Source organism: Streptomyces sp. NPDC048290 (assembly GCF_040652095.1).
Classification (GTDB): Bacteria; Actinomycetota; Actinomycetes; order Streptomycetales; family Streptomycetaceae; genus Streptomyces.
On sequence record NZ_JBEZLM010000015.1, the window covers coordinates 72,002 to 98,684 of the forward strand.

Annotated in this window: 21 protein-coding genes and 3 pseudogenes; 21 read left to right on the top strand and 3 right to left on the bottom strand. The window is 71.8% G+C overall.

The annotated features are described in order from the left end of the window. Positions 1 to 99: 99 nt before the first annotated feature. Together AB0D49_RS25325 and AB0D49_RS25330 are read left to right on the top strand one after the other, a co-directional pair. Positions 100 to 273: pseudogene (locus AB0D49_RS25325) on the top strand (NAD(P)-binding protein); the annotation flags it as partial. Between the two features lie 42 nt (positions 274 to 315). Next, a pseudogene (locus tag AB0D49_RS25330) lies at positions 316 to 628 on the top strand (amine oxidase); the annotation flags it as partial. A 543-nt stretch (positions 629 to 1,171) separates the two neighbouring features. Here AB0D49_RS25330 and AB0D49_RS25335 read toward each other — a convergent pair. The 3 genes and pseudogenes from AB0D49_RS25335 to AB0D49_RS25345 all read right to left on the bottom strand — a co-directional run. After that, complete coding sequence (locus AB0D49_RS25335) at positions 1,172 to 1,921, bottom strand: anti-sigma factor (protein WP_362761340.1); 750 nt, start codon at positions 1,919 to 1,921, stop codon at positions 1,172 to 1,174. Next, positions 1,918 to 2,502, bottom strand: a complete 585-nt coding sequence (locus AB0D49_RS25340) for a sigma-70 family RNA polymerase sigma factor (RefSeq protein ID WP_362761342.1) — start codon at positions 2,500 to 2,502, stop codon at positions 1,918 to 1,920. The genes AB0D49_RS25335 and AB0D49_RS25340 overlap by 4 nt, the downstream gene beginning before the upstream one ends. A gap of 260 nt (positions 2,503 to 2,762) precedes the next feature. Beyond that, a pseudogene (locus AB0D49_RS25345) lies at positions 2,763 to 3,005 on the bottom strand (ABC transporter ATP-binding protein); the annotation flags it as partial. Positions 3,006 to 3,511: 506 nt separating this feature from the next. Between AB0D49_RS25345 and AB0D49_RS25350 the strand changes: the two are divergent. From AB0D49_RS25350 to AB0D49_RS25440, 19 genes are all read left to right on the top strand, one after another. After that, positions 3,512 to 4,849: a hydroxymethylcytosylglucuronate/cytosylglucuronate synthase gene (locus AB0D49_RS25350; protein ID WP_362761344.1), complete on the top strand. Its 1,338-nt coding sequence runs from the start codon at positions 3,512 to 3,514 to the stop codon at positions 4,847 to 4,849. A gap of 23 nt (positions 4,850 to 4,872) precedes the next feature. Beyond that, entirely contained in the window at positions 4,873 to 5,862 is a 990-nt protein-coding gene (gene blsE, locus AB0D49_RS25355) for a cytosylglucuronate decarboxylase (protein WP_362761346.1), read from the top strand. Then, on the top strand, positions 5,850 to 6,779 hold the full coding sequence (gene blsF, locus AB0D49_RS25360) for a CGA synthase-related protein (RefSeq protein ID WP_362761348.1): 930 nt from the start codon (positions 5,850 to 5,852) through the stop codon (positions 6,777 to 6,779). The genes blsE and blsF overlap by 13 nt, the downstream gene beginning before the upstream one ends. A 124-nt stretch (positions 6,780 to 6,903) precedes the next feature. Then, complete coding sequence (gene blsG, locus AB0D49_RS25365) at positions 6,904 to 8,070, top strand: arginine 2,3-aminomutase (protein ID WP_362761350.1); 1,167 nt, start codon at positions 6,904 to 6,906, stop codon at positions 8,068 to 8,070. Beyond that, positions 8,067 to 9,248, top strand: coding sequence for a DegT/DnrJ/EryC1/StrS family aminotransferase (locus AB0D49_RS25370; RefSeq protein ID WP_362761352.1), 1,182 nt, complete (start codon positions 8,067 to 8,069; stop codon positions 9,246 to 9,248). The genes blsG and AB0D49_RS25370 overlap by 4 nt, the downstream gene beginning before the upstream one ends. Next, complete coding sequence (locus AB0D49_RS25375) at positions 9,245 to 10,483, top strand: ATP-dependent carboxylate-amine ligase (RefSeq protein ID WP_362761354.1); 1,239 nt, start codon at positions 9,245 to 9,247, stop codon at positions 10,481 to 10,483. Before AB0D49_RS25370 ends, AB0D49_RS25375 begins: the two co-directional genes overlap by 4 nt. Before the next feature lie 367 nt (positions 10,484 to 10,850). Continuing rightward, positions 10,851 to 12,077 carry an MFS transporter gene (locus AB0D49_RS25380; RefSeq protein WP_362761356.1) on the top strand — a complete coding sequence of 409 codons (1,227 nt, stop codon included), beginning with the start codon at positions 10,851 to 10,853 and terminating at the stop codon, positions 12,075 to 12,077. Between the two features lie 115 nt (positions 12,078 to 12,192). Then, complete coding sequence (locus tag AB0D49_RS25385) at positions 12,193 to 14,076, top strand: hypothetical protein (protein WP_362761358.1); 1,884 nt, start codon at positions 12,193 to 12,195, stop codon at positions 14,074 to 14,076. Positions 14,077 to 14,130: 54 nt separating this feature from the next. Beyond that, positions 14,131 to 14,766: a class I SAM-dependent methyltransferase gene (locus AB0D49_RS25390; RefSeq protein ID WP_362761360.1), complete on the top strand. Its 636-nt coding sequence runs from the start codon at positions 14,131 to 14,133 to the stop codon at positions 14,764 to 14,766. A gap of 67 nt (positions 14,767 to 14,833) precedes the next feature. Beyond that, the gene (locus AB0D49_RS25395; protein ID WP_362761362.1) at positions 14,834 to 15,421 is read left to right on the top strand and encodes a nucleoside 2-deoxyribosyltransferase; all 588 of its coding nucleotides are present in this window, start codon (positions 14,834 to 14,836) and stop codon (positions 15,419 to 15,421) included. A gap of 182 nt (positions 15,422 to 15,603) precedes the next feature. Next, positions 15,604 to 16,788 (top strand): M1 family metallopeptidase, encoded by a 1,185-nt coding sequence (locus AB0D49_RS25400; RefSeq protein WP_362761364.1) that lies wholly within the window; start codon positions 15,604 to 15,606, stop codon positions 16,786 to 16,788. A gap of 794 nt (positions 16,789 to 17,582) precedes the next feature. Next, positions 17,583 to 18,365 (top strand): oxidoreductase, encoded by a 783-nt coding sequence (locus AB0D49_RS25405; protein ID WP_362761366.1) that lies wholly within the window; start codon positions 17,583 to 17,585, stop codon positions 18,363 to 18,365. A gap of 534 nt (positions 18,366 to 18,899) precedes the next feature. Beyond that, positions 18,900 to 19,538: a choice-of-anchor M domain-containing protein gene (locus AB0D49_RS25410; RefSeq protein ID WP_362761368.1), complete on the top strand. Its 639-nt coding sequence runs from the start codon at positions 18,900 to 18,902 to the stop codon at positions 19,536 to 19,538. Between the two features lie 82 nt (positions 19,539 to 19,620). Beyond that, positions 19,621 to 21,285: a choice-of-anchor M domain-containing protein gene (locus tag AB0D49_RS25415; protein ID WP_362761369.1), complete on the top strand. Its 1,665-nt coding sequence runs from the start codon at positions 19,621 to 19,623 to the stop codon at positions 21,283 to 21,285. A 59-nt stretch (positions 21,286 to 21,344) separates the two neighbouring features. Beyond that, entirely contained in the window at positions 21,345 to 22,886 is a 1,542-nt protein-coding gene (locus AB0D49_RS25420) for an anchored repeat ABC transporter, substrate-binding protein (protein WP_362761371.1), read from the top strand. Beyond that, positions 22,883 to 24,499 carry a choice-of-anchor M domain-containing protein gene (locus AB0D49_RS25425; protein ID WP_362761373.1) on the top strand — a complete coding sequence of 539 codons (1,617 nt, stop codon included), beginning with the start codon at positions 22,883 to 22,885 and terminating at the stop codon, positions 24,497 to 24,499. The genes AB0D49_RS25420 and AB0D49_RS25425 overlap by 4 nt, the downstream gene beginning before the upstream one ends. Next, entirely contained in the window at positions 24,496 to 25,263 is a 768-nt protein-coding gene (locus AB0D49_RS25430; RefSeq protein WP_362761375.1) for an anchored repeat-type ABC transporter ATP-binding subunit, read from the top strand. The genes AB0D49_RS25425 and AB0D49_RS25430 overlap by 4 nt, the downstream gene beginning before the upstream one ends. Further along, a complete protein-coding gene (locus AB0D49_RS25435) occupies positions 25,260 to 26,141 on the top strand; it encodes an anchored repeat-type ABC transporter permease subunit (RefSeq protein WP_362761377.1) in 882 nt (293 codons plus the stop codon). Before AB0D49_RS25430 ends, AB0D49_RS25435 begins: the two co-directional genes overlap by 4 nt. A 116-nt stretch (positions 26,142 to 26,257) precedes the next feature. Further along, the gene (locus tag AB0D49_RS25440; protein WP_362761379.1) at positions 26,258 to 26,560 is read left to right on the top strand and encodes a hypothetical protein; all 303 of its coding nucleotides are present in this window, start codon (positions 26,258 to 26,260) and stop codon (positions 26,558 to 26,560) included. Positions 26,561 to 26,683 lie beyond the last annotated feature (123 nt).

Here is a 26,683-nt window from a genome sequence, read left to right on the forward strand (position 1 = left end):
CGGCTGCCCCTCGTCAGGGGGCTGGTTGGCAGACCTCTGTGGCCTGCCAACCAGCCCCCTGAGCGTGCCGTCCACCCGTCCGGGGAGAAGGGCAAGACCATGAACAGACCGTCCGATGCGACGCTGAACACGCGGAGCGCGAGCGCGCGAAGCCCGCGCCGTACGGCCGTCATCGGCAGCGGAGTGGCAGGACTGACTGCGGCACACATCCCGGCCCGCGCCCACCCTGTCACCCTCTCCAACGCCGACGACCGGCTCGGCGGCCACGCCCATCCACGACCTGACCGCGCCCGACGCCCGCACCCACCATGTCCGATGCCCGGCTGCCGGGCCGGTGCCGGCCGGGTGCGGGTGAGCCATGACATGAACCGGCCGCCACGCCTGGACGCCCCCCATACCTATGTCGTCACCATGGGCGGCCAGAACCGCGTAGACCCCGCCCGGGTGCTGGCCCGCATGATCTCCGAACATCCCGACTACACACCTTGGTCGGATGCCGCCCAGCGCCGGCTGCCCTCGCTGAAGACGGACCGTCACCGCGTTGGCGGGCGCCTGCCACGGCTGGGGGTTCCATGAGGACGGCTGCCGCAGCGGGGCAGAGGCCTCCGCCGCTCCGGGGGCGAGGTGGTGTGACCACCGCGCCTCCAGGCCTGACTGTCATGTGGGGCCGCGGCTCGCGGTGCACATCTCCCCGCGGGACCGCGGCCACGGTGAGGATCCGCGCTGTGCGGCGATACAGGCTCGCGCGCGGGGAAACCGGAACCTCTACGCCGTGCGAATGATCTTCCTGCTCCGGGAGCCCAGGTGGGGTCGGTGTCGCTGCCGGTGCAGGCCGCCCAGTACCCACCCCGGCCACCGTCCGCCCTGCCCTTCGCCAGCATGGCCGTCCGGGCTCTCGCTCCGGCGGTCTGCGCTTCGAGGCCGTCGGCGACGCCTCGCCTGCGACGGCAGGTGGCAGGCCGCCGCCGTGTCCGTCAGCTCACCGCTGGTGATGAGCGTTCTGCTGATCACCAGGTAGCGGGAAGCAACTCCCGGAACAGCACGTAACCGACCCCCTCGGGTGGGCTACTCGCGCAGCCCGCACCAGCGGCTCCTTCCCCCGGCCGGCACTCCGAGGCCAACAGCCGCGTGGGGTGCTGCGCCCGCCGGGCGTGGTACCCCACGCGGACCCTCATGCCGGCACACCGAGCAGGGCGACCGGCGTCGAGGTCGGCTGCTTCGATCCACCGGCCGGCTCCACGGTGATGCCGACCCCGGAGGCGTCGTCGACCGCACCCTGCATCAGAACGGCCTGGCTGCCACGGTCGGGGTCCATCAGGCCGGCCGAGCGCATCCGGCCGCCGTCGGCGAACCACAGCTGGTACACCTTGCCCTGCGGAGGCGCGGCAAGCCCCGAGGCGACGAACACCGCTCGGTTCCGGCCGGCGGAAACCACCAGCGTGCCCGCGCCGCCCGCCACCTTCACCCAACGCGACTCGGCATCCGGCGCGGCCAGCACTCCGGCCAGGCCCTCGACGTGCCGCTGCTCCCGGGCCGCATCGCGTGCAGCGTCCTGAGCGCGCTCGTACTGCCACACGGCGGTCCCCCCGAACGCGGCAGCGGCGGCCACACTGGCAGCCAGGGCCCATCGGGCCAGACCCCGTCCCCGCTGCGCGCCGCGGCGTCCCCGATCCAGCGGCGCGCCACCAGGTGGCACCTGCCGCACGGTCGTGATGCGCTGCATCACCTCCTCCCGCATGACGGGGCGCGTGCGTACCATGGAAGCCTGGGCCAGACGCCCCGCGGTGGCGGTGAACTCGGCGGTCTCCTGCCGGCAGGCGTCACACTCGGCCAGGTGACGCTCGAAGGCGGCACGTTCCTCGGCGTCCAGCGCGTGCACGGCGTAGGCACCGGTCAGAGCGTGCAGATCGGTCGTGGTCATACGGTCACCCCAAGGCAGTCGCGGAGCCGGATGAGTCCGTCACGCAGCCGGGTCTTCACCGTGCCCAGCGGCAGCGACAGCGCTTCGGCGACCTCCCGGTAGGTCAGCCCGCGGTAGTAGGCGAGCGTGACTGACTGGCGTTGCAGTTCGGTCAGGGTGCGCAGGCAGCGTCTCACCTGCTCCCGCTCCAGCCGGGTCTCGACCTGTTCGGTCACTTCGTCGTAAGCCGGCTGGTGCTCCAGCAGCGCGGCCTTGGTGTCACGGGCGGCCGCGGCCTCCACGGAGCGGACTCGGTCCACGGCGCGCCGGTGGGCGAGGGTGAGAATCCAGTTGATGGCCGTGCCGCGCTCGGGCCGGTAGCGGGGGGCTGTCCGCCACACTTCCACCAGCACCTCCTGCGCCACCTCCTCGGACTGCGCCTGATCACGCAGAACGGCCCGTACGACCCCGAGGACGAAGTCGGCCACGGCGTCATAGACCGCGGCGAAAGCCTCCTTGTCACCCAGCGCCACCTCGTGGACCAGCTGTTGCAGATCGGGTTGGGCAGCAGGATTACTGCCGATATATACAGATTCCTTCACAACGGCTCTCCCATGGGCGCGGCGGGGCGGAACAGCCCTGTGTAATCCGGTACCACGCGAGCTGCGGATTGGTCCCATACACGCGATGACAGCGGGGCTCTGGCGATGACGCTCAGCCGAGAGGGGCGTCTTGCATCGAGGGGCGAGCAGCGGCGGCCTGCCCGACCTGTCCAGCCCCGGGCGGTCCCCCTCGCGGCGGCACTCACCGGTGTGCGCCACCGTCGTGGCCGAGTCGGTGGCGATCTCGTGGAGCAGGCGCAAAAGTGGCTCTTTCCAGACCCGTTCGAGCCGAGCACGCACATCCGGTCGCCGAAGAACACCTCAAGGCCGAACGGCGCATCAGGCCACTGAGTTCGCGGTCGCGGCAGGTGATCGCGCTCTTACCTGTCCGGCCACCGCGGAGGTCCGGTGCGACCTTCTACCGTCGCGGGGGCGCGGGGGGGGGTGGTCCGGCCTCCTCGGACTTCGCCCAGTCGCCTCTGGGCCGCGTGGCAGCGGGAGGCCCGGGACGTCCAGATCGTTGTCCGGCTCGTCCAGCAGCAGCAGTTCGGCCGGGCCCGGAGCAGGGCTGGTCTGCCGTCACCCGGAAGGAGACATCGTGGAACAGTGCGCGGCCGTCAGGCAGAACGTGACCGAGGGAGGTGGCTTCGAGGCAGCCCATGAGGCACACGCCAAGGGCCGGACATAGGGAGGACCCTTTCCATTCCGGCGGCCCTCTTGGCGTATTTCCGGCCCTGCGACCAATTCCTTATCATCGCTCATCGGCTGATACGCCATACGCATGATCGTGCTATTCACTCACCCGTTTCGATGCCGCGCCGACTCCTTGCGCCCTGCACCGATCTCCTGTCAGCGTTGTGCCCGAAGAAATCTCGGGGAAGGGTCACAGGATCTCCCTGGGGCGGCTGAGCACCTGCGGGAATCCGGTTGCGTGCGCTGCTCGTCCATTCCTCCTCCCCTCCCTTCCAGGTGTGCCACCTCTCCAGGAAAACGCGGGAGTCAGCCGACAATGTCTCTTCCTGCCCAAGAATCCGCGGCCCCGGTCACACGATTAGATCACGCCACCGTCGCGGTCGTCGGAGCGGAATTCGGATGGGGAAGTTCGGGAAAACTGAGCGCGGTGCTCTCCGCGCTGCGTGACCGGACAGCACCCGTGCCGCGGTTCATCGGAATGGCATCGGAACTGGGTCGGCCGCTGCTCACCGAGCACGCGGTGGACGACTGGTACGACCTGCCGGACGATCCCGGCCGGTTGCTCCCCGCGGTCGAGGAGTGCGTGCGGACGCAGGGAGTGCGAGCCGCCGTGGTGGTCCTGGACGGCGCCGCCGCACAGGCGCTGCTGGCCGCGGGCGTCCCCACGGTGTTCGTCGACAGCCTGCCCTTCCTGTGGTCCGAGGGCGACCGGCCCGCACTGCCACTGGACGCGACGGTGTACTGCGCGCAGAAGTGCGTCGAACTGCCACCGGAATGCAGGGCCGTGCTGTCCGACGCACAGGGGCTGCGCTGGGTCGAGGCGGTCATCGCCCGCCCCCGCACACCGGCGCCGAGGCGCGGGGCCCGGCGGGACGCGGGCCGGCCGTACCGCACGGCGCTGGTCAACCTGGGCGGTCTGCGGGCGCCGCGGCTCGCCCGTCCTGAGGACTACCCGCTCCTCGTCGTCCCGGCCGTCCTGGAGGCCCTCGCCGCCCATGGGATCGAGGAGGCGCACATCGCGGGCAATCTGCCCGCCGACCTGGCGGCCAGGCTCCTCGACACGTCCGTCGCCCCACCGCGCACGACCGCCGGCCCGCTCGGACACAGCGCGTTCCTGGACCGACTGGACGCCTGCGACGTCCTGGTCACCTCGCCCGGTCTGACCACGCTGCTCGAAGCGGGCAGCATGAACGTCCCCACCGTCTGTCTGCCGCCGCAGAACCTCAGCCAGATCTTCAACGGCCGCTTTCACAGCCAGGCGCTCGGGACCCGGCTGCGGGTGCTGTGGCCCGAGGACGTGCTCGTCGAGGACGAGGCGCTGACGCTGCGCGCACAGGGCGAGGACCACGCTCTGGAGCGGATCTACGGCGCGATCGGCGCGGCGGCGCGCGGCGAGGACCGGAAGGACGTCGGCCGCGCCCTGCGGGACGGCCTCCTGGACGCCCTGCGCCGGTCCGCCGAGGTCACATGCTGGGACGCGCTCGCCACCGCGGTGGGTACCGGTGGTGCCGCCCAGGTAGCCGACGCGCTGCTCGACGTCCTCGGCGCGGGCGCCCGCGCTCCGGTCCCGTCCGGCCGTGCCGGGCCGGGCGTCGCGGTCGGCGCCGAAGCCACCCGGCCGCGTTCCCCCCGTACCGTCCCCTCCGTCCCGTGAGTCGCCTGGAAGGTCACCGCCCCGTGGGTACACGCGCTCGCTACCTCTTCATCAGAATCCTGGAAGCCTGCAACGCCGACTGCTTCATGTGCGAGTTCGCGCTCTCCCGCGACACGTTCCGTTTCTCCCTGGAGGACTTCGAGGATCTGGTGCCGAAGGCCAGGGACGCCGGAGTGGGTTACATCCGGTTCACCGGGGGCGAGCCGCTGATGCACCCCGACGTGGTGGAACTGGTGCGGATCGGCGCTGCGGCCGGGATGAGGATGTCCCTCATCACCAACGGCTCACTCCTGCCGCGCATGGCCGCCCCCCTGGCCGAGGCGGGTCTGGCGCAGGTGATCGTCAGCCTGGACGGCTCCTCGGGCGCCACCCATGATGTCTACCGGCGTTCGCCGGGCATGTTCGACAGCGGGCTGCGGGGCCTGCGGGATGCCGCCGCGCTCGGTGTCCTGCCGAGGGTCAACACCGTGGTGGGCCCGCACAACTACACCGAGATGCCCCGCCTCCAGGAGGTACTGACCCGGGCGGGCGTACGGCAGTGGGAACTGTCCGCGCTCAAGCTCGACCGGTCGATCACCTACCCCGACGCCGCCCAGGTCCGCGCGGTCTGCGACCCGATCTACGACGCCGATCCGGCGGCCCTGCTGGTCCCCATGGGCAAGCGCTTCTACGGGGACACACCGCAGGAGCAGACGCTGTTCTTCGACGGCTCGGTCACACCGCGTGCCGCCGAGCCGCTGTGCCATGTCGCCGACGACGTCATCTATGTGGACGGCAAGTACGGGCGGATGTACGCGTGCAGTTGCATCCCGCACCGGGAGGGCGACGACGGGCCAGGTGGGGCACCCCTGCGGGAGCGGGGCGTGATCCGGCTGGACACCCCGGTGTTCCGGGCGCACGCCGACTACTTCCGCGAGCGCGGCCCCGAGGTGTGCAACGGGTGCTCCACGACCGCCGCCGGGTACAGCGACGACGTGGCCCGGCTCGGGGCGGTGGGGGCATGGCACTACTGAACCCGGCCGGGACGGCCGCGACCCCGCCGGACCGTGGTGTCGCCCCCGGCCCGCGTGTGCTGCTGAGCGCCCGTGAGGACCAGTTGGACTCGGTCCTCGCCCTCGCCCGGGTCGCCGCCCACCTCGGCGACCTGCGCCGGACCGGCTGCTCCGACCTGGAGCCGCCCCCGGCGGCAGCCCTGATCTGCGACGACTCGGCGGCCACGGAACGGCTCCTGGCGCTGGGCGTGCCGGTGGTGCACCTGCGCTCGGGCTCCGACGCCCCGTCCGCCGAGGAGACGCCTACGGGGCGTGCGCTCGTACGGACGCACCGGCCGGGGTGGCTGCCGGGGTCCCCGTCCCGGGGCGCGCGGCCCACCGGGGTCCTCGCGCCGCGGCGCGCGGGCCGGAGCCCGGCCCGCGCGGGCACCCTCGTGCTGCTGTCCCTGTGGCGTGTCCCGGCGGACGAGGCGGGGGCGTTCACGTCCGGGGCGCTGCGGGAGTTGGCCGACGCCTCGCTGCGCCGTACCGGGAGCTGCACCGTGGTCGCCGACACCGGGCTCGGCCTCGTACGGTCCGCGCTGGCGGGGCGTCAGGGGGTCCGGGTGGTCCGGGCCGCCGACGCCGACACGGACGCCCTCCATGCCGGCGCGGACGTGTTCCTCGCCTCGCCGGTGCTCGGGGCCCTGGCCCTGGCGCAGGCACGGCGGGCCCCGCTGGCGCTGCTGCCGCCTCTGGGGCCCGCCCAGAGGACCCTCGCCGCACAGGTCGCCGAGGTACTGCCGTTGCCTTCGGTCGACGATCCCGGTGATCCGGCGCTGTGGTCGCCCCCGCTCGCGGCCGGTCCGTGGCATCTGCTCGATTCCGCTCTGGACGACCTGCGCGGTGCGCAGCGGGTCGCCCGTACCCTCCGTCAACTCGCCCTGGCGCCCCTGTGAGACCCGCCGGGCCGCCCGCCGCGCCTTAGTCGCGCCCGTTCACGCCGCCTCACCAGCCCGCCGTTCCGGCCCCGCCGGGTCCGGCCACCTCACCCCACGTCGTCCGCGCCGTGCAGGAGCCGCCATGTCCGACACCCTCCACGAATCCGAACCCGCCGCCCGCCCTCAACTGATCCGTCCCAGGGTCTCCGAGACCGACTGGGACGACTGGCGCTGGCACATGCGCCGTCGTGTCACCAATGTCGAGAAGGCGCGGCAGTGGATCAATCTCAGCGCCGACGAGGAGGAGGCCATCGCCGGGGTGGCGGGCAAGTACCGCTGGAGTGTCACCCCGTACTACGCCTCCCTGATGGACCCGGACGACCCGACCTGCCCGGTGCGCCAGCAGGCGGTGCCCGCGCTCGGGGAGCTGGCGGAGTTCCCCGGGGCCGAGGTCGACCCGGTCGGGGACACCTACTACCGCAGGACCAACCGGGTGGTGCACAAGTACCCGGACCGCGTGATCATGCTGATCACCGAGGCGTGCCCCGTCTACTGCCGGCACTGCACACGCAAGTTCCACACCACCGACGTCGACGGCACCTACTTCCGGGACGACGAGGGCGGTTCCTTCGATGAGGATCTGCGGTACATCGCCGACCATCCCGAGATCCGGGACGTGCTGCTGACCGGCGGCGATCCGCTGTCGTACCAGGACGGCAAGCTGGAGGAGATCGTCGCCGGGCTGCGGGCGATCCCCAGTGTGGAGATCATCCGGATCGGCAGCAGGTTCCCCGTGCTGCTGCCGCAGCGCATCACCGAGGATCTCTGCTCGATGCTGGCCCGCTACCACCCGGTGTGGCTGAACACCCACTTCAATCATCCCAAGGAGATCACCCCGGAGGCGTCGGCGGCCGTGGACCGGCTGCTGCGACACGGCATCCCGGTCGGCAACCAGACGGTACTGCTGCGCGGGATCAACGACGACGTCCCCACGATGCGCACCCTGATGACCGAGCTGCTGCGGATCAGGGTCCGGCCGTACTACCTGTACCACTGCGACAACGTCACCGGGGTCTCGCACTTCATGACGTCGGTGGAGAAGGGCTGGGAGATCATGGACGGGCTCCAGGGCCACATCACCGGATTCGGTGTCCCCCAGTACGTCCTGACCACCAGGATCGGCAAGATCCCGATCGCGCGGCCCTCCTACACCCCCACCTCCGACGGTCTGCTGCTGCGCAACTACCGGGGCGAGGAGATGGTCGTCGGCGGGGAGAGCCAGCCGATCACGGAGGCGGACAGCCGATGAGCACCCTCGACAAGCGGCTCGGGCAGCGCTTCCTGCCGTACGGGGCCAACTACCTCGACTGGTCCGACATGTCGGAACTGCGGGAGGTGATCGAGCAGCAGGTCCTGTTCCGGTACCAGACCGAGACCGAGAGCATGGCCTCGCGCCTGGAACGGACCGTGGCCGGACGGCTCGGCGCGGGCCATGCCCTGGCCGTGCACAACGGCACGGAGGCGCTGCGGCTGGCGCTGATCTCCACCCGTCCGGCCGTCGGCGACCTGGTGCACATCCCGGCGGTGACGTTCGTCGCGGTGGCCGGAGCGGTGCTGTCGTGCGGTCTGATCCCGGTGCTGGTGGACGCCGACGAGTCGCTCTCCATGGACCCGACGCTGCTTCCGGCCGACGCCCGCCGGGTCATCACCGCCCATATGGAAGGCTCCGTGGCACCGCTGCCGGAGGGCGTGCCCTATCTGATCGAGGACTGCGCGCAGTCACTCGGGGCGCGCTTCCCTGACGGGCGGCACATCGGGACGGCGGGCTACGCCGGGACGTTCAGCTTCCACCACAACAAGGTGCTCACCTCGGGCGAGGGCGGGCTCGTGGTCACCGGCGACGACGGCGCCTGGGCGACCATGCGCCGCTACCACGACCACGGCTCGGCGCGGGTGCCCGGCCACTATCCGACGTGGAACGACGACGCCCACTTCGGGGAGAACTTCGTCACCAGCGAGCAGGTCGCGGCCGTCCAGTGCCAGCAGTTCCGCCATCTCGACGAACTGCTCGCCGGACTGGAGCGGATGTACGCGATCGCGATGGCCGACCTGCCCGGACGGCCCGATCTTCAGGTGCGGCCCCGGGCCGCCGGAGAGGTGAAGGTCAGTCTGCGCTTCCGGTGCGAGAGCAGGGAACTGCGGGACGCCTCGGTGGCCGCGCTCACCGCGTCCGGCATCGCGAACTGGACACTGGGCAAGTATCTGCTGCCCGAACATCCGGTGTTCACCGGCCGCCGCTCGCTCTACCGCGACGGCTTCCCCTGGAACCACGCCCCCGAGGGGTCCCTCACCCTCAGCCGCGACGGCTTCGCCCGGACCAGGGACCTGCTGGAGCGCACGCTGTGCGTGCCGCTGTCCCCGGAACTCCCCGAGGAGGAGCAGGTCGTCGCGGCCAAGGCGATCCGCCGGGTGCTGGAGGCGGTGTGAGCGGCGCCGAGGTGCTGTTGATGGTCGACGACCGGCCGTCGTCGTTCACCCGCCACGCGGTACGTGAGCTGGCCGGGCGGCTGGTCCTGCTGCGGTTCGCCGACGCCCGCGACGACCTGCCGGAGGACTATCTGCGGGAGACCGGGCACCTGCCCGCCTTCTGGGTGCGCGAGGGCGCCACGGTGGCCGAGGAGGCCCTGCGGTACCGGGACTGGGTGGCCGGGCTGCCGGTGGTGCCGACCAGGTTCTGCAACCCGTCGGAACCACGGCAGGCCGTCGCCCAGCGGTTCGCCGGGCTGGCCGGACTGCCGCATCTGACCGAGCGGCAGGTGGCCCTGGTCCGGGACAAGGCCGTCATGAAGACCCGCTTCCGCGAACTGGGCCTGCGCACAGCGGAGTTCACCCGCGTACGGTCGGGCACGGAGATCGAGCGGTTCGCCGCACGGCACGGCTGGCCGCTGGTGCTCAAGCCGGTGGACTCCTTCGCCTGCGTGGACACCTACCGGCTCGACGGGCCGGGCGACCTCGCCGGGCTCGATCTCACGGCCCGGGACTGGATGGTGGAGGCGTATCTCGGCGGCACCGAGTGGGAGGTCTGCGCGATCGTCCTCGGCGGCACGGTCCTCGACGCCTGGCCGAGCGCCATGCCGTGCCGTCCGCTGGACATCGTGGACGGCGCGATGAACGCCAACATCAGCGTCGGCACCGGCGAGGGCCCACCGGTCGACCTACGGGCACTCGTCCAGACCATCGTCACAGGGTTCGGTGTCGACCACGGCTACCTCCACATGGAGTTCTTCCTGATCGACGGCGAGGTGTACGCCGGTGAGATCGGCGTACGGCTCGCGGGCTGCGAGATCCCCGCCAACCACGGCCACGCGTACGGCTTCGACGTGTTCGGCGCGACCCTCGATGTCTACCTCGGCCAACGCCCCGACCTGGAGTACCGGGAGCGCCGCTGCGCCGGTGATCTCCTGCTGCCGCTGCCCGGGACGGGGCTGGTCCGCCGGATCACCTCCCGCGACGAACTCCTGGGAATGCCCGGGGTCATCGACGCGGTCCTCAAGACCGGCGCGGGTGACACGGTGGCGGCACGCCGGGCCTCGCACAACGCCTCGGGGTACGTCCATGTCGTGGGAGCCTCGGTCGGGGAGGTGGAGAGCCGGATGCGTGAGGTGCTCGACCGTTTCACGATCGAGGTGGTGGCGCAGGAGGCCCATGCCGTCCCGACCTGATGGCCACCCGGATCCGCTGGCCGGACCACCACTCGTGGCGGGCACCCGCTTATCGGCCTGGCATCCGACCCGGCCACCGCTCGTGCCGAGCGCCCGCACACCAGCCCGGCACCCGACCCCGACCCCGACCGCCGCGCGAACCACCTGCCCGCACCACGACCCGCGCCGGAGCACCCATACTCCAGCCCGGCATCCGGACCACCCGCCCGCACCACCACTCACGCCGAACACCCGCACACCAGCCCAGCACCCCACCCCGGCCACCACCCGGACCACCCGCCCGCACCACCACTCACGCCGAGCACCCACACACCAGCCCAGCCCCCACCCCGGCCACCCCGCGCGGCCGTCGAACGGAGACCCCCACGTGACCAGCGGCCTGCCCCGTCGCTTCCTCGACCTCCTCACGCGTCCCCGGGTGGCCGGGGCGGCCTGGTGGAGCGTCGTCTCCCGGCTGCCGGTCTATCTCATGTCGCTCGCCCTGGTCCTGACCGTCCGTGAGCAGGGCGGCAGCTACGCCCAGGCCGGTCTGGTCGCCGCGCTGTACACCCTCGGGATGGCCCTGGGCAGCCCGCTGATCGCCCGCCGTCTCGACCGCGACGGCCGCTCGATGGTGCTGACCGCGACCGCCCTCACATATCCGGCGGCGCTCGCCGTCCTGGTGTGGGCCACCCACCCGGGAGGCTGGGCGCAGCCCGCGGCGGCGGTCGTCGCGGGCGTGGCGCTGCCCCCCGCGAACGCCTGTATGCGCGCACTGTGGGCGCGGCTGCCGCTGCGGGACGACGAACGCGAGACGGCCTACCTGTGGGAGGCGCTGCTCACCGAGGTCCTGGTGATCGGGGCGCCGCTGATGCTGGCGGCGCTGATGCTGGCCGGCTCGGCGGGTCTGGCGGTGACCGTGATCGCGGCGGTGGGCGGCCTGGGCACGCTCGGGCTCGCCTTCACCCGGCTGCCGACCGGCACCGAGGACACGCCGACGGCACCGGACGGGCCGCGCCATCCGCTGGGTCCGCTGCGGGACCCCGCACTGCTGGCGCTGACCGTCATCATGGCCGTCTCCGCGGTGCCCATCGGCCTGCTGACCCTGGCGATCCCGGCGTTCGTCGACCAGCACGGCACCGCGGGCGCCACCGGCGTGGTGTACGCCTGCTGGGGCATCGGCAGCGCGCTGGGCGCCCTCTGGCTCGGCAGATCCCAGTCCGAGGTGGCCCCGCAGGTGCGCCTGCCCCGTCTGCTGCTGGTCTACGCCGCAGGCACCGCGCTGACGCTGCTCGCGGGCTCCGAGGTGAGCCTCGCGCTGGCCCTCGCGGTGGGCAGCGCACCCATCGCCCTGGTCTCCGCGACCGAGATGAGCCTGGTCAGCGGTATCGCCGAGGGACCCTCGATGGCGGAGGCGTTCACCTGGGCGTCGCTGGCCACCGTCCTGGGTGACGCGGTGGGCCAGCAGGCCGGGGGGCTGCTGATGGACCCGTTCGGGCCCCGGACGGTGTTCGCGGTGGCGACCGGGACCGCCCTGGCCGCCGCCTCGGTGGCCTTGGTCTGCCGGGGGCTGCTGACCCGGCGGGCGGCGCCGAAGGTGAAGTCGGCGGTATGACGACCGTGGCCGCGGCCCGGGGCCCTCCGCACCCGCCCCCTTCCCCCTTCCCTCCCTCCCTGTCCCCTGCCCCCTTCCCCCGCGCCCCGACGCGGGCAACACGAGGTGGTCCACCATGAACGCCGCGCTCACCGAGCAGCGTGCCGACCGGCCGTCCGACCCGGCCCCCCTGTTCCGTCCGGTCGCCCGGCAGGACTTCGCCCGAGCTGTCCAGGAGTTCCTGGCATTCCCGGAGCACCTTCCGGTGCCGGTCCCGACCGAGGACCGCGCCGATCTGACGGAGAGCGTCGAACGCGCCGGACGGCTCTACGGCGGCCTGCGCCGGCCGCACCCCCTGGACGTCGGCATCGTCCTCGGCCGGGCGGACCTCCCGGCGGGGCTCGCGGAGCTGGCCCGTCCGTTCGCCCGGACCTGGGCGGACGAGGAGGAGCTCGGCGACATGGCTGCGTTCCGGGCCCGGCACGGCGGTTCGCTGCTGGTCGTCGGCTGTTACGACCGGCTCACCCTGGACCCCGTACGTGCCCTGCTGATGGCGACCTATCGCGGCCCCCGGCAGGCGCTGACGCTGCTCAGTGGGCGTGACGGCGCCTCGGTCTGCTGGAACGTCGCCAAACAGTACGCACGGCCCGCCCTGGACGTCGACGCGCTGGGCCTGTTCACGGACACCGACCGGCCGCCCCGGCTGCCCGGTGTGCAGGTCTTCGACGACCGGGACTTCGAACGCGCGGACATCCAGGCGGAGATCCTCAACACCCGGTGGCTGCGGGTGGGCTTCCAGGGACACGGCAAGGACGACAGCGTCAACCTCGGCGAGTTCACCCTGTGCGGTCTCAGCCCCTCGGCCCCGGCCACGCCCGGACTCCTCGGACCGCGCTGCGCGTACGGGCTGCCCTGTTACAAGCCGGAGGACAAGCTGGTCCCGCTCCACCAGGTGGAGGCCGTGGAACTGGTGCTCAGCGCCTGCAACAGCGGCCCGCTCGCGGACCTCGCGCTGTACGACCCGAAGTACCAGCTGCTGCTGAACGCCCTCGACGGCCCGGCCCGTACGGTCGTCTCGGCGGTGTCGGTGCATGACTCCGACCGGCCGGAGAACGTCGCCTGGATGCACGGCGCCCTCGTCGGCGCGGACTCGGTCGACACCCTCAACGCCAGCCTGGCGGGTTCGCACCCCTATCCGGCGTTCATGCGCTTCGGACTGCCGGAGGCACCGGAGGACACCCCGGCGCCGCCCGCTCCGGCGGACCACCGCCCCGACCCGCTGCTGCTGACCGTGGGCACCCGGCTCACCGCCTACCTCGCCTCGGACCTGCTGCCGCACAACCACCCGCTGCGGCCCCGGCTGACGAAACTGGCCCGCAAGGTCGACCTGTGGGTGGCCAGGCCCACCCAACTCGCCGACCAGTCACCCGAGCAGATCCGGGCCTCGCTCACCGCGGACCTCCAGTCCCTCGACCATGTCATCGCCGAGCAGGTCGCGGCCGACCCCGAGACCGAGCTGATGAACTATCCCGCGCACTTCGGCGACCGCAGCACCCTGGACCACCGGGTGGGGGAGGTCACCTGTCACTGCGGGCGTCCCGCGCAGGAGTTCACCCGGCGCGGCCTGCTCCCGCACATCCTGGACACCACGTGCGCCGTCTGTATGCGGTGCGGCGATGTCACGTTCCGCGTCCCGGAGGCCCCCGCCCTGCTCGCGTACGCCCCTGACATGGTCGAGCAGGGCGGGGTACTGGAGGTGCGGGCCAGGGTGACCGCGGCCCGCACGGGCCCCGTCCGCCTGGGACTGTTCGTACCGACCTATCTCCGCGAGGACACCGCCGTGGAACCGGCCACCATCCGGCGCCGCCTCCCCGGCGGGCGGGCGGAGGATGTCACGTTCCGCGTGCGGTGCGCGCCGGGCACCGCGCCGCAGGCGTACTACTTCACGGTGTTCGCCGTCCAGGATCTCGCCGTGTCCACGGCCCGCCGCCACTTCGGTGTCCTGCCCCGCACCACCTGACCGACCACCCCTCCAAGACACTCCAGCCGTCCACACCCCCGTAGGGAGCAGACCATGGAAACCCAGAACATCGCGCAGCCAGCCAAGCCGGCGATCGAACTGATCGAGGAGGACGGCGAGGTGACTCTCAGCATCGGCGGCGAGCAGGCCATGCAGGCCTGGGAGCGCGACCTGATGTGGGCCAGCGCCGACATGCTGTGCGAGTACGGCACGGACTTCTACGAGGTCGGCCTCGGCCTCGGCCTGTCCGCACTGCGTATCGCCGGGAACCCGGCCACCCGCAGCCACACGGTGCTGGAACTCTTCGACGAGGTCGAGGACCTCTTCCGGGCCCGCCACCCCCACCTGCCCGACAACCTCACCGTCGAACGCGGCGACTTCTTCGAGCGGATCTTCGAGCTGCCGTCGGAGAGCCTCGACGGGATCTTCTTCGACCCGGCCCTCGACCTGGAGGTCTGGACGGACTCCGAGCTGTGGGCCCGGGTCATGCCGGAGGTCGTCCGGGTACTGCGCACCGGGGGCGTCTTCATCCCGTTCTTCTCCACCAAGCCGGAGCTGCGCTGGCAGTACCTCCCGCACTTCCGCCGCATCCGCGTCGAGCGTCACCCCTTCACCGCGTACGACACCACCGAGTACACCCACGGCGGCACCACCGGCGACGCTTTCATCCAGTGCTTCCTCAAGGACTGACCCGCCGCGTTCCTTCGGTCCCCCGCCACCCGACACCGCGCACCACCACTTCTGAGGAGGTACTCCGATGACCCTCACCTCACCCCTCGACTCCCCCGGCTCCCGCCCGGACCCGGGCATCCGGTCGGTCTTCGTCGCAGGCCCGTTCATCCAGCTCCTGGACCCGGAGACCGGAGAGATGCCGGCCGCTGCCCGGGGCCCGTTCGACGTCCTGATCAAGCACTTCGAGGCGCAGGGACTCGCCGTGCACAACGCCCATCGCCGCGAGGCGTGGGGGGCGGAACTGATGCGGCCCGAGCAATGCACCAAACTCGATCAGGACGAGATCCGCAAGGCCGATGTCTTCGTGGCCCTGCCCGGCCACCCGGCCTCGCCGGGCACCCATATCGAGATCGGCTGGGCCAGCGCCTTCGGCAAGCCGATCGTCCTGCTGCTGGAGCCGGACCGGGAGTACACCTTCCTGGTCCAGGGCCTGCACACGGTCGCCTCGGTGGAGTACGTGGTCCACACGGACATGGCCGCCTGTCTGCCCGCCGTCGACCGGGCGGTGGACCTCGCGGTCCGACGCCAGCGGGAGAGCGACAGCGGCCGTTCGCAGGGAGGCCCGGACCTCCCGCACCAGGCTCCGGTGCCCTCTGCGGGCAAGCCCGCTTGAGCAGGCCAGCCCGGCTCCTGGCCGCCCTTCTCGGGTGCTTAGCGCTGCTCGCCACGATGACGGGCGGCGCGCCCCCCGGAACCGACCAGGACCCAGGTCAGGCCCGGACACCAGCCTCGGCGACGTACACGGTCGACCTCACCGCTGACGCCTCGGGCGGCCGATGGTCCGGACACGAGTGGGTGAGCTTCACCAATGCCGCGCGGGAGCCGCTCCACGAGATCTACCTCAGACTGTGGGGCAACGCCCCTGGGGGCTGCTCGATGCCCGCAGTCACCGTGACACGCCTCACCGGCGCGACCGAGGCCGGGCACCGGGTGGATTGCACGGCATTGCGCCTCGCCCTCCCGACCCCGCTCGGTCCCGGCGAACGCCACACGATCGGCTTCCACCTCACCCTGCGGGCCCCCGACCTCACCGGCAACGCCGGGCGATTCGGGCGGTTCGGGGCGTACAGCCACTTCGGCAACGCCCTGCCGGTCCTCGCGGTACGGGACGGCGCCGGATGGCATCTCCCCCCGTTCACCGACACCGGGGAGTCCTTCTACACCCTGGCCGCCGACTTCACCGTACGGCTCGACCACCCGTCCACCATCGAGGTCCCCGCCACCGGCACCGCGACCCACACCCCGGGGACCCCCGGACGGACCGTCACCACATCGACGTCCCACGCGGTACGTGACTTCGCCTGGTCCGCGGGCCCGTTCACCAGCATGTCCCAGGTCTCCGCGTCCGGGGTCACCATCACCATCCACAGCACGGCCGGTATCACCCCGCCCGACGCCCAAGACATGCTCGCCGCCGCCGGGTCCGCGATGGACACCCACGCCCACGCGTTCGGCGCCTACCCCTACACCGAACTCGACGTCGTCCTGGACAACGACCTCTGGTTCAGCGGCATGGAGTACCCGGGGTTCGTCCTGAACCGGGTCAAGACCTCCGCCCTCGTCCACGAGATCGCGCACCAGTGGTGGTACGGCATCGTCGGCGACGATCAGTACCACCAGCCCTGGCTGGACGAGTCCTTCGCCGAATACGCCACGGAACGCGCCCTCGGCCGCGACGGCACGGACTGCTGGAGCGCCGTGAAGTGGTCGACACCACAGGAGCGGATCACCAACGGCATGGCGTACTGGGACGCCCACCCGGACCGGTACGAGGACGTCGTCTACGGCTACGGCGCCTGCGCCCTGCACGACCTGCGCCGGACGATCGGCGCCGACGCCATGACACGCCTGCTACGCGGCTATGTCCACGCCCACCGCTACGGCGTGAGCACGACGTCCGCCTTCAAGTCCGCCGCTCAGGAGGCGGCCACCGGCGTGGATCTGGGCTCCTTCTGGGCCACGCATCGGATCGACGGCTGAGCGGCGCCGTCATGGGACCAGGGATGGACCGCCGATCACCGGGTCACCGCCTGGCCGAAGCGCGGCCGGTAGGGGCGCCTGGTGGGCCCGGTCGTGGCGGGGTCTTCACGGTCGAGCGCACCGGCAGCGCCCCGGCCATGCTCATCGGTCTCCTGGCGTCCGCACCGAACTTCTCCGCCTGACCTCACTCGGCGGCAGCACCCGGCGGCCCTGACCCGTCCCGGGACGGTGACTCTCGCCCGGCCCTGCCCGGCCGTGACCGTCCCCCTCCGGGACCGCCGACTCCCGCCCGACAGAGTGCGCCTCGCCGAGTCGGCGGGAGGCCTTCGGCGTCCGGGGCGGCGGCCCCGAACGCCGTCCCGCTCCCGCCGCCGCGGGAAGAGGCCGTCGACCCACGACCACCTCTGCTTGGGTGACGCCTGCTCGCCCGCCGTCGCGACCCTCCGCAGCCGGGCCCTCCTGGCATCCAGTCCTGATTCTTGGACGACTGGCCGTGGTCCGGCGGCAGCGCCCACCGTTGTCGCGCCATGTCCAACCCACCGAATTGCGCGCCGAACGGCGACAGTACGGGGCAAGCACGGCTGTCGATCGGGGGCACCACGTTCGGACGCGTTGCCGCAGCGGCCTTCGGAGCCCTGCTGTCGATCAGATTGAGGGGACTGCGGTTCATGGGGGACGTCCTGGTGTCCGCGATGGACTTTTCGGTTGCCGGACGCGACGATCGGGTGGCGCTGCGTGCACGCCTCAAGTGCCCATCCTCATAAGGGTGTTTACCGTTCGAGAAACGGAGTTCCGTGAATCCCCACCTCACCTCGAAGACAGCGGTCGTCACCGGTGCCAGCCGGGGCATCGGACTCGCCACGGTCCGGGCCCTGACAGCCGAAGGAGTCCGCGTCGTCGGTGGCGCCCGCACCATCACGCCCGAGCTGGAGGACACCGGCGCGCACACCGTGCCGGCCGACCTGAGCACCGCGGAAGGCGTCGCCACCCTCATGAGCGGCGCCCTCGACCGGCTGGGCGGCATCGACCTCCTGGTGAACAATGTGGGCGGCGAGGACAACATGGAGCCCCGCGGTTTCCTGGACGCCGACGACGCACAGTGGTCCCGTGTCCTCGACCTCAACCTGCTGAGCGCCGTCCGCGCCACCCGCGCCGCCCTGCCCAGCCTGATCGAACGCCGCGGCTCGATCGTCAACGTCTCATCCATCAGCGCCCGCGAGCCCACCGTCGGCCTGATCGCCTACAGCGCGGCCAAGGCAGCCCTCACCTCGCTGGGAAAGTCCCTGGCCCGGGAGTTCGGCCCCAAGGGCGTACGAGTGAACACCGTCTCCCCCGGAGCGGTCAACACCTTCATCTGGGCGGATCCCGCCGGCCTGGGCGGCAAGGTCGCGGCCCAGGCCGGGTTGGACCACGCCACCTTCTTCCAGCGGCTGCCGCAGGACTTCGGCATCGCCACCGGTCGCATCACCGAGCCTGAGGAAGTCGCGGCCCTGATCGTCTTCCTCCTCTCCGACCTCGCCCGCAACCTCACCGGCGCCGACCACCTCATCGACGGCGGCACGCTCACGGCGCTCTGAACAGGTAGCCCAGAGCTGCTTCCTCGGGCTCCCGCCTGACTGCGACGTCCCGGCACGCACTCGCCCGGGTGGTACTCGCAGTCAGGCCCCGGCCCCTTCCCACCCACCCAGGCACGACACCGGCCCCTCCTGACACGAGCCTGGGCAGCCCGCCGACGCCGCTGCCGTGATCCGTGGTCACCGCAGCTCCCGCAACCGCCGCGCCCGCGGCCGGATCGGACGCGGAGGAGGCAGCGTCACGACCGGTGTGCTGCCCCGCCTGAGCACCTACGGGTTCCCGTCGGCCGACCTGATGACCGGCCTCATGCGAAGCGCCCCGCGTCGGCTGCGCCCTGATGATCCGTCAGGGCGAACCCACCGACCCCGCGCCCCCGGAAGCAGCCGCCCAGCCGGCGCGCCCCGCCCCACTCCCCCAGCGCCGAGAGGTGGCGGGAAGGCTTGCGGGCCGTTAATGAACATGATTATCATCCCGTTGTCCATGAACGGCATGGACATGACCCAGAGGGGGCTACCTTGCATACCCGTAAGCGCCTGATGACCGTGACAGGCGCCATGGCCGCCGCGTTCGCCATGGCCGGGCTCAACAGCACCGCCTTCGCCGCGACTACGCTCTCCGCCGGCCACGTCGACGTCCTGGACGCGGAGTGGGACGGTGCCGGATTCGCGCTGCATGTGCACGACGAGGTCAACCATGTCGAGTACGACCCGGCCGACGCGGCGCTGTCCGTGCCCGCAGCCGCGCTGGTCGCTCGTCCGACGGGCGCGCAGTACGCCTTCCTCGGCACCGGCGCGCAGGTCTGGGCGCTGCCCCAGAACGAGGCCACGGCCGCAGCCAAGAACATCCTGTGGCCCGGTGTCTCCACCGAGCACCTGGCCTCCGGTGTGTTCGCCGGCAACACCGTGCAGTACAGACTCGGCGCGGTGACCCGCGACGGCGCCGCCACCGACGACTTCAGCGTGTACAAGGTCAACGGCTCCACCGTCGACCGCTACTGGGACAGCGGCACGACGACCACGTACAAGAACAAGACGTTCGCCGTGGGTGCGCACGACCACGCCAACTGGGTCTTCGAGGAGCCCGGCACCTACAAGGTGAACTTCACCGTCACCGGCACCGTGGGGGGCGTCGCCAAGTCGGCGACCGCCCAGTACACCTTCACCGTTTCCCACTGAGCGGCTCACCGATCGCGGTGGACCCGTCCGTGCCCCGCGCGCGCGGGCGGGTCCACCGCCGCGGCAAGGAGAGATAGGGACCATGAGCGTCCTCACACCCGGACGGCGGGTCGTCGCGGCGACCGCCGGACTGCTGGCCGCCGTCCTGTGCGCCGCCGCCGTGGCCCTGGTCGCCGCGGTCGGCGGGCCCGCCCATGCCGGTGGCGCCGCCGTCGTGCTGGCCCAGGGCGACATCGACTTCACGCCGCAGCTCACGGACGGTCGCCTGGACCTGCGGATCGCAGACCGCTCGGGGGGCGAAACGGTGCTGCGTGAACCGTCGGACGTGGTGCTGCACGTGGTCCCGGAGGCCAAGGAGTCGATCCTCTCGCCCCTCAGCCCCCTCCTCGGGGACGGTCTGTACGGCTGGTTCCTCAACGGCCGTCACGCCAAGGACATCTTCGCCCTCACCCCCGGTTTCACGGGTCTGGCAGGGGCTCGGTCGGCCGAGGTCACCCTCGATCGCGCCGAGGGCGAAGGGCGGTTCGCCCTCTACACCTTCACCGAGGAGATGGAGTGGTCGGACCAGGAACCCGTCCAGCATCTCAACAGCGAAGATCCCGCGTTCCGTTCGTTCGTCCTGCCCGAGGGCCGGGAGCGTTCCGCACCGACCTGGGGCTTCACCTCCGAGGGCGTCCACCGGCTCACCCTCACCGTGAGCGCGACACTGGCCGACGGGACCAAGGCACATGACACCGAGACCATCGCCGTCGCCGTCGGCTCGGCCGATCCCACACAAGTACGTCCCGGAGACGGCTCCACACCCACCACCTCCGCACCGACGCCGACACCCACGCCGACTTCGGCCGCGCGGATCATCGACGACGGACACATCGACCTGGCCGCACGCCCGGCGGGCACCGGCAAGCTCGCCTTCCGGATCAAGGAGGGCACACCCCAGAACCCGCGGTGGCTCGACCCCGACGACGTCGTCATCCACGTCAGACCCGCCGCCAAACGCCGCATCACCGAGGCGTACGACTTTCTGGGCCGACCAGGAGACCCGGTGTGGTGGCTTCCGTCCAGCCAGCTCGCGGGGCTCGTCTGGCCCGGCTGGAACACCGAAGAGTTCACTCCCGCCCAGGTCAGGGGCAGAGTCACCTACCGGGTCGACTCCCTCCAGGGTCCCGGCACACTGGGCGTGATCAATGACAACTCGATGGACAGTGTCACCCTCGTCAACAGCGGCGACGGGCTGCCCGACGCCTTCGAGCACACCGCCGGCAGCCACTCCCACTCGGCCTGGGCCTTCACCGAAGAAGGCGTCTACCGCACGACCTTCACCGTCGCCGCCACGCTCGCCGACGGAAGCAGGGTCAGTGACACGGCGACGATCGCCTGGGCCGTCGGCGCCACCGACCCGACGACGGTGAGGCCAGGGCGCGGCACTGAACCCTCCGCCCCCGCGACCGACCCGCCCGGCGGGTCCCCGAGTGCCACCACGACCGGCGCCCCGCCCGTCGTGTCCGCGCCGCCTTCCGCACCGGCGACCGGCACGGCGAACCCGTCGCGGGGCAGTGCCGGATCGACCGGCGGCCCCGGGAACACCGGACAGGCCGCCGTCGGGCCGGCCGGCGGCCACCTGGCCTCCACCGGCAGCTCCGTGCTGCTTCCGGCCGGGCTGGCAGCCGGTTCGGTCTGCGCCGGCACGGTGGCCTACCTGGCCGTACGCCGCCGCGGCAACCGGCCGGACCCGACCGCCCACTGACCGCCGGCTCCCGGCTCCCGCCGCCGGCCCTCCCCCGTACCCATCAAGGAGTTTCCGTCGTGCACAGCGCACTTCGAAGAACCGTCCTCGCGTCCACAGGTGTGCTGCTGCTGGCGGCCTGTTCGGGCATCGGTCCTGGAGCGTCCGACGCCGCCCTGAACGTCTCGGCCAGCACCGGAGTGATCGCCGACCTCGTGCGCCAGGTCGGCGGCGAGCGGGTCGACGTCACCTCGATCGTGCCGCACCACGGCGACCCGCACTCCTACGAGCCGGGGCCCGGTGACACGGCCGAGGTGGCCCGCGCCGACATCGTCTTCTCCAATGGGCTGCTCCTCGAAGAGCCCGGAATCATCAAGATGATCCACAACAATGCCCGTGAGGGCGTCCCCAAGGTCGAGGTCGCCGCCCGGCTGGAGCAGTTCGGCGGCACGGTCATGAAGCTGGAGGAGGACCTCGGACTCGACGTGCTGTGGCTCGGCTGGGCCGTGGAAGGTGCGGTCGCCGGTGCGGGAGCGCAGGTCCGGACCACCGCCGTCAAGCTCACCGGGCCGGGGGACCTGCACGTCTACCTCACCGACACCCTCGGCAACCCCACCAGCTACATCAACTCCGCCGACGGCCTCGACGCCGACGACTCCTTCGCCCTGCCGCCCGAGGCGCACACCCACGTCAACTGGGTGTTCACCGAGCCCGGCACCTACCACCTGACCCTGAGCGGCCGGACCGAGGGCCTGGACGGAACGACGACCGACGCGGGAGGGGGCACCGTCACCTTCACCGTCGGGGGCGCCGAACACAACGAACCGGCCGCGGGACGTGAGTCGCTCGATGCGGGACACGCCGACGTCACCCTCAACGCCCAGCGGAAGTCGGTCTACGTACGGACCGACAAGAAGGGCACCGGTGAGCGGGTGCGCCTGCCCGGTGCGGCGGTGGCGCTGAACGTCCCCGACCGGGCCCGGCAGCAGGTGCCCGAGCAGGAGCAGTTCCGCTTCCTCGGGGAGAGCGGACGGGACATCTGGGTCCTGCCGCAGGCCGTCGTCGGCAAGCATGTGCACGGCGACATGGACCCGCACACCTGGGGCGATGTCTCCAACGCCGAGGCGTACGTCCGGCGTATCCAGGCCGAACTCACCCGGGCCGACCCGGACGGAAAGGCCGTCTACGAGCGCAACGCCCAGGTGTATCTGCGGACCCTCGCCGCCCTGCACAAGGAGGTCGCCGACACCCTCGCGACCGTGCCCCCGGCCCACCGCAAGCTCATCACCACGCACGACGCCTTCGGATACCTCGCCAAGGCATACGGCATGGAGGTCGCCGGCTTCGTCGTCCCCGTACCGAACCAGGAGCCGAGCGCGGCCGAGGTCGAGAAGCTGCGGCGCACCATCCGGGAGAAGAAGGTCCCGGCCGTCTTCCTCGAACCGAACCTCGCCGCACGTGCCGACGTCCTGCGCCGGGTGGCCCGGGACGAGGGCGTCGGACTCTGCACGATCTACGGGGACTCCTTCGACGACAAGGTCCACGACTACGTCGCGATGATGCGCCACAACGCCGGTGAACTCGCCCGGTGCCTGGGCGGAAAGGGAAGCAGCACGCCATGAGAAGCGCACGAGACAGCGGGGTCAGGAACCGGATCGCGGTGGGCTGCGCCCTCGGTACCGCCCTGGTGCTCAGCCCCGTGGCAGCCACGGCCGTCGGCGCCCCCGAGGCCGGACCGACACCGGCGGCGACCCACCAGGCACCCGTGCCCGCTCCGGCGATCGACGTCGACGACACCCGTCTGACGCCGGTACCGGACGACCCGGCCTACGCGTTCCTGGGGGACCCGGGGACCCCTGTGTGGGAGGCCGACGAGCCCGAGGCCGGGGCCGGACTGACCCTCACAGCCGTCGAGGGCCCCGGCGCACTCGTCGTCCACCGCACGGCGGACGACGGACAGGCTCCCGAAGTCCTGGCGCACAGCGATCGGGCCGGTGGATTCCCCGAGGACGGCTATCCGATCCCGCCCCGCGAAACCGGCACCAGCACCAGCACCAGCACCGGCACCGGCACCGGCACCGGCACCGGCACCGACGAGCCCTCCGACGCCCGGTGGTCGTTCACCGCACCGGGCACCTACCGGCTCACCCTCGCCGAAGCGTCCGCCGAGGACGATCCCGTACGCCGTACGACGATACTGACCGCGCAGGTCGGTACCCGTCCGCCCGTGCGCCCCTCGCCGCTGCCGTCTCCGGCCACCGGGCCCGTACCGGCCCTCACGCCTGTCCCCTCGCTCGCCGGGCGCGCTCCGGCACTGGCCGCGCGGCCGTCCGCGGCCCGTGCCGTCGAGGCGCCCGCTCCCGCGCGGGCCGCCTCCGGGCAGGCCGCCACGGAGAGGAAGGTGCTCGGGGCCGGTCACGTCGACATCGCCGCGCGGGTCGTCGACGGGAGACTCCAGATGCAGGTCAAGGACGGCACCGTCGCGGGGAAGACCACCTGGCGGGAACCGTCGTCCGTGGTGTTCCACGTCAAGCCCGCCGCCAAGAAGCAGATACCGGCCGGTGACAGTCTCGCCTTCCTGGGCAGAGCGGGCGACCCCGTCTGGCTGCTCGACCAGGTGCAGCAGGAGGGCCTGCTGTGGCCCGGTTGGTCCACCGACAACATCGGCACCGGCGCACTCGAGGGCGGTGTGAAGTTCGGCCTGACCAAGGCCCGAGGACCGGGCGGATTCGCCCTGTACACCTACGACGGGCTGTCGGGCGCCACCGTCCTGTTCGACAGCGCGGACGGTGTGCCGGACCACATCGACGTACCGGCCAACACCCATGCGCACGGGGGCTGGGCCTTTCGCGGCGAAGGGGTCCACCGGCTGACCGTCTCGATGGCCGGGACCCTGGCGAACGGCTCGGCGTCCGCCGACACGGAGACATTGACGTTCGTGGTCGGGGACAGCACAGATCCCGACTCCGTCAGCCCGTCCGGCGACGGCCCCGGGTCCGCGGGAACACCCACGGGGGCGGACGGCACATCCGGTTCGGGGGCGACCGCGCCCGCGTCCGGGGCGGCGGACGGCGCAGCGGGGCAGAGCACGGGGGCCTCGGGCTCGATGGCCAGTACGGGTGCGGGAGACGCGGTCCTCATGGGCGGCGGCGCGGTGGCGCTCGCCGCGGCCGGAGCCGCACTCGTCGGACTCAACCGGCGCCGGGTGCGGCGGCGCGACGGAGGACGCGCATGAGGGCTGTCGCTCCCGTGCTGCGGGCCGAGCGGGTCACCGTAGCCCTCGGGGGCCGTATCGCACTGATGGACGCTGATCTCCGTGTCGCCGCCGGGGAACTGGTCGGGCTGATCGGACCCAACGGAGCGGGCAAGACCACCCTCCTGCGCGCGGTACTCGGCCTGGCCGCCGTGTCGTCCGGTCGCATCGTGGTGGGCGACAGACCTGTCGCCGAGGTGCGGAGCGAGATCGGCTATGTTCCCCAACGGCACGAATTCGCCTGGGACTTCCCCGTCGACATCGCGGGCGCGGTCCTGTCCGGCCGCACCCGGCGCATCGGATGGCTGCGCAGGCCCACAGCGGTGGACCACGCCGCCGTGGACCGGGCCCTGGAACTCACGGGCCTCAGCGACCTGCGGCGCCGCCCCATCGGTGAGCTGTCGGGCGGCCAGCGTCAACGCGTCCTCGTCGCCCGCGCGCTGGCCGCCGAACCACGCCTCCTCCTGCTGGACGAGCCCTTCACCGGCGTCGACGTACCCACGCAGGAGCTGCTCAACGATCTGTTCGGCCGGTTGGCCGAGGACGGAGCGGCGCTGCTGATCACCACTCATGACCTGGCGGCAGCCGCCCGCACCTGCACCCGTGTCGTCCTGCTCAACCGGACGGTGGTGGCCGAGGGCGGGCCCGGACTCCTGTCCGACCCCGACCGTATGCTCCAAGCCTTCGGCCTGGACCGGGCGACCCTTCCGCGGCGGCGGACTGCGGACAAGGAGGCCGCGTCGTGATCGAGTTCCTGCTCGGCCCTTGGGAGTTGCCTTTCATGCAGCGTGCCTTCGCGGTCGCCGCGGTCGTCGGCATGGTCTGCGGAGTCGTCGGCGTCCATGTGGTGCTGCGTGGCATGGCCTTCATCGGCGATGCCGTGGCACACTCCGCGTTCCCCGGCGTGGCGCTCGCCTACGCGGTGGAGGGCAATCTGCTGCTCGGGGGCGCGACGGCCGGTGTCACCACCGCGGTCCTCATCGCCTTCGTCTCCCAGAACCGGCGGCTGAAGGAGGACACCGTCATCGGGGTCTTCTTCGCCTTCGCCTTCGGCCTCGGCATCGTCGTCGTGTCGACCCGCGACAGTTGGACGACCGACCTGTCCTCCTTTCTGTTCGGCCAGGTCCTCGCCGTGGGGCCCGAGGACGTTCGGACCGTCGCGGGGCTGGGCGCCGTCGTCGTCAGCGTCGTCCTTCTGCTGCGCAAGGAGCTGGTCGCGGTGACCCTTGACCGGGAGACGGCCCGTGCCGCGGGTCTGCCGGTCTTCGGCCTCGACCTCGTCCTCTACATCGTCGTCACGACGACGATCGTGATGTCCCTGGAGGCGGTCGGCAACATCCTCGTCCTCGCGCTGCTCATCACGCCCGCCGCGACCGCCCGGATGCTCACCGACCGGCTCGGCGTGATGACCTTGCTGGCGTCCGGCATCGGCTGCGCGGGCACCTTGGGCGGACTGTATGTGTCGTACGGGTACGACCTCGCGGCCGGCGGCTCCATCGTGGTCGTCCTCACCGGACTGTTCGCACTGACCTGGTGCGTCGCCCCGCGGCACGGTCTGCTGGCCCGTACCCGGCGCCGCCTGGTGACACCGCGGTCCTCGGCGGAGGCGGTGGTGGCCGGGTAGGGCGGCGGACGCGTAGCCCCCCCACCTCGGGACTGTCGCGGTGGTGGGGGGCGCAGGCCACTCCAGCCGCGCGCGACGCACGTGCGGGACGTGTCACTCGGTGCGCTGGAGTGTCGGTGGGCACGGTCTCCGGACGTCAGGTGCCGCCATCGGAGTCGGACGGCTACCACCAGGGGGTGCAGGTGATGCCGGAGTCCCTGACGGCGCTGGTCGACTTGGCGCAGACACGGAAGGCCCGGCTGGAGGAGCTGCTGGTCGGATGGGCCGGAGTCGTGGTCCTGCCGTTGGTCGAGCCCAGGGTGAACGGGCCGCACCGGATCACCAGCGAGCCCGCCCCTCCCGCGCCCTGCCCGGCGAGGCTGTCGGGGATGTCGGTGAAGCCGGCCCTGCCGCCCGTACAGTCCGACGCCGCCGCCTGAGCCGCACCCGCAGTCCACTCAGGGCTATGACCTGCGACTTTTCCGGCATGGGCGCAGCCAAGTCAGTATCGGATCAGCAATGGGGAATTGTGTGCCGGGTGTCCGGAGCGCGGAAGGGCTCGG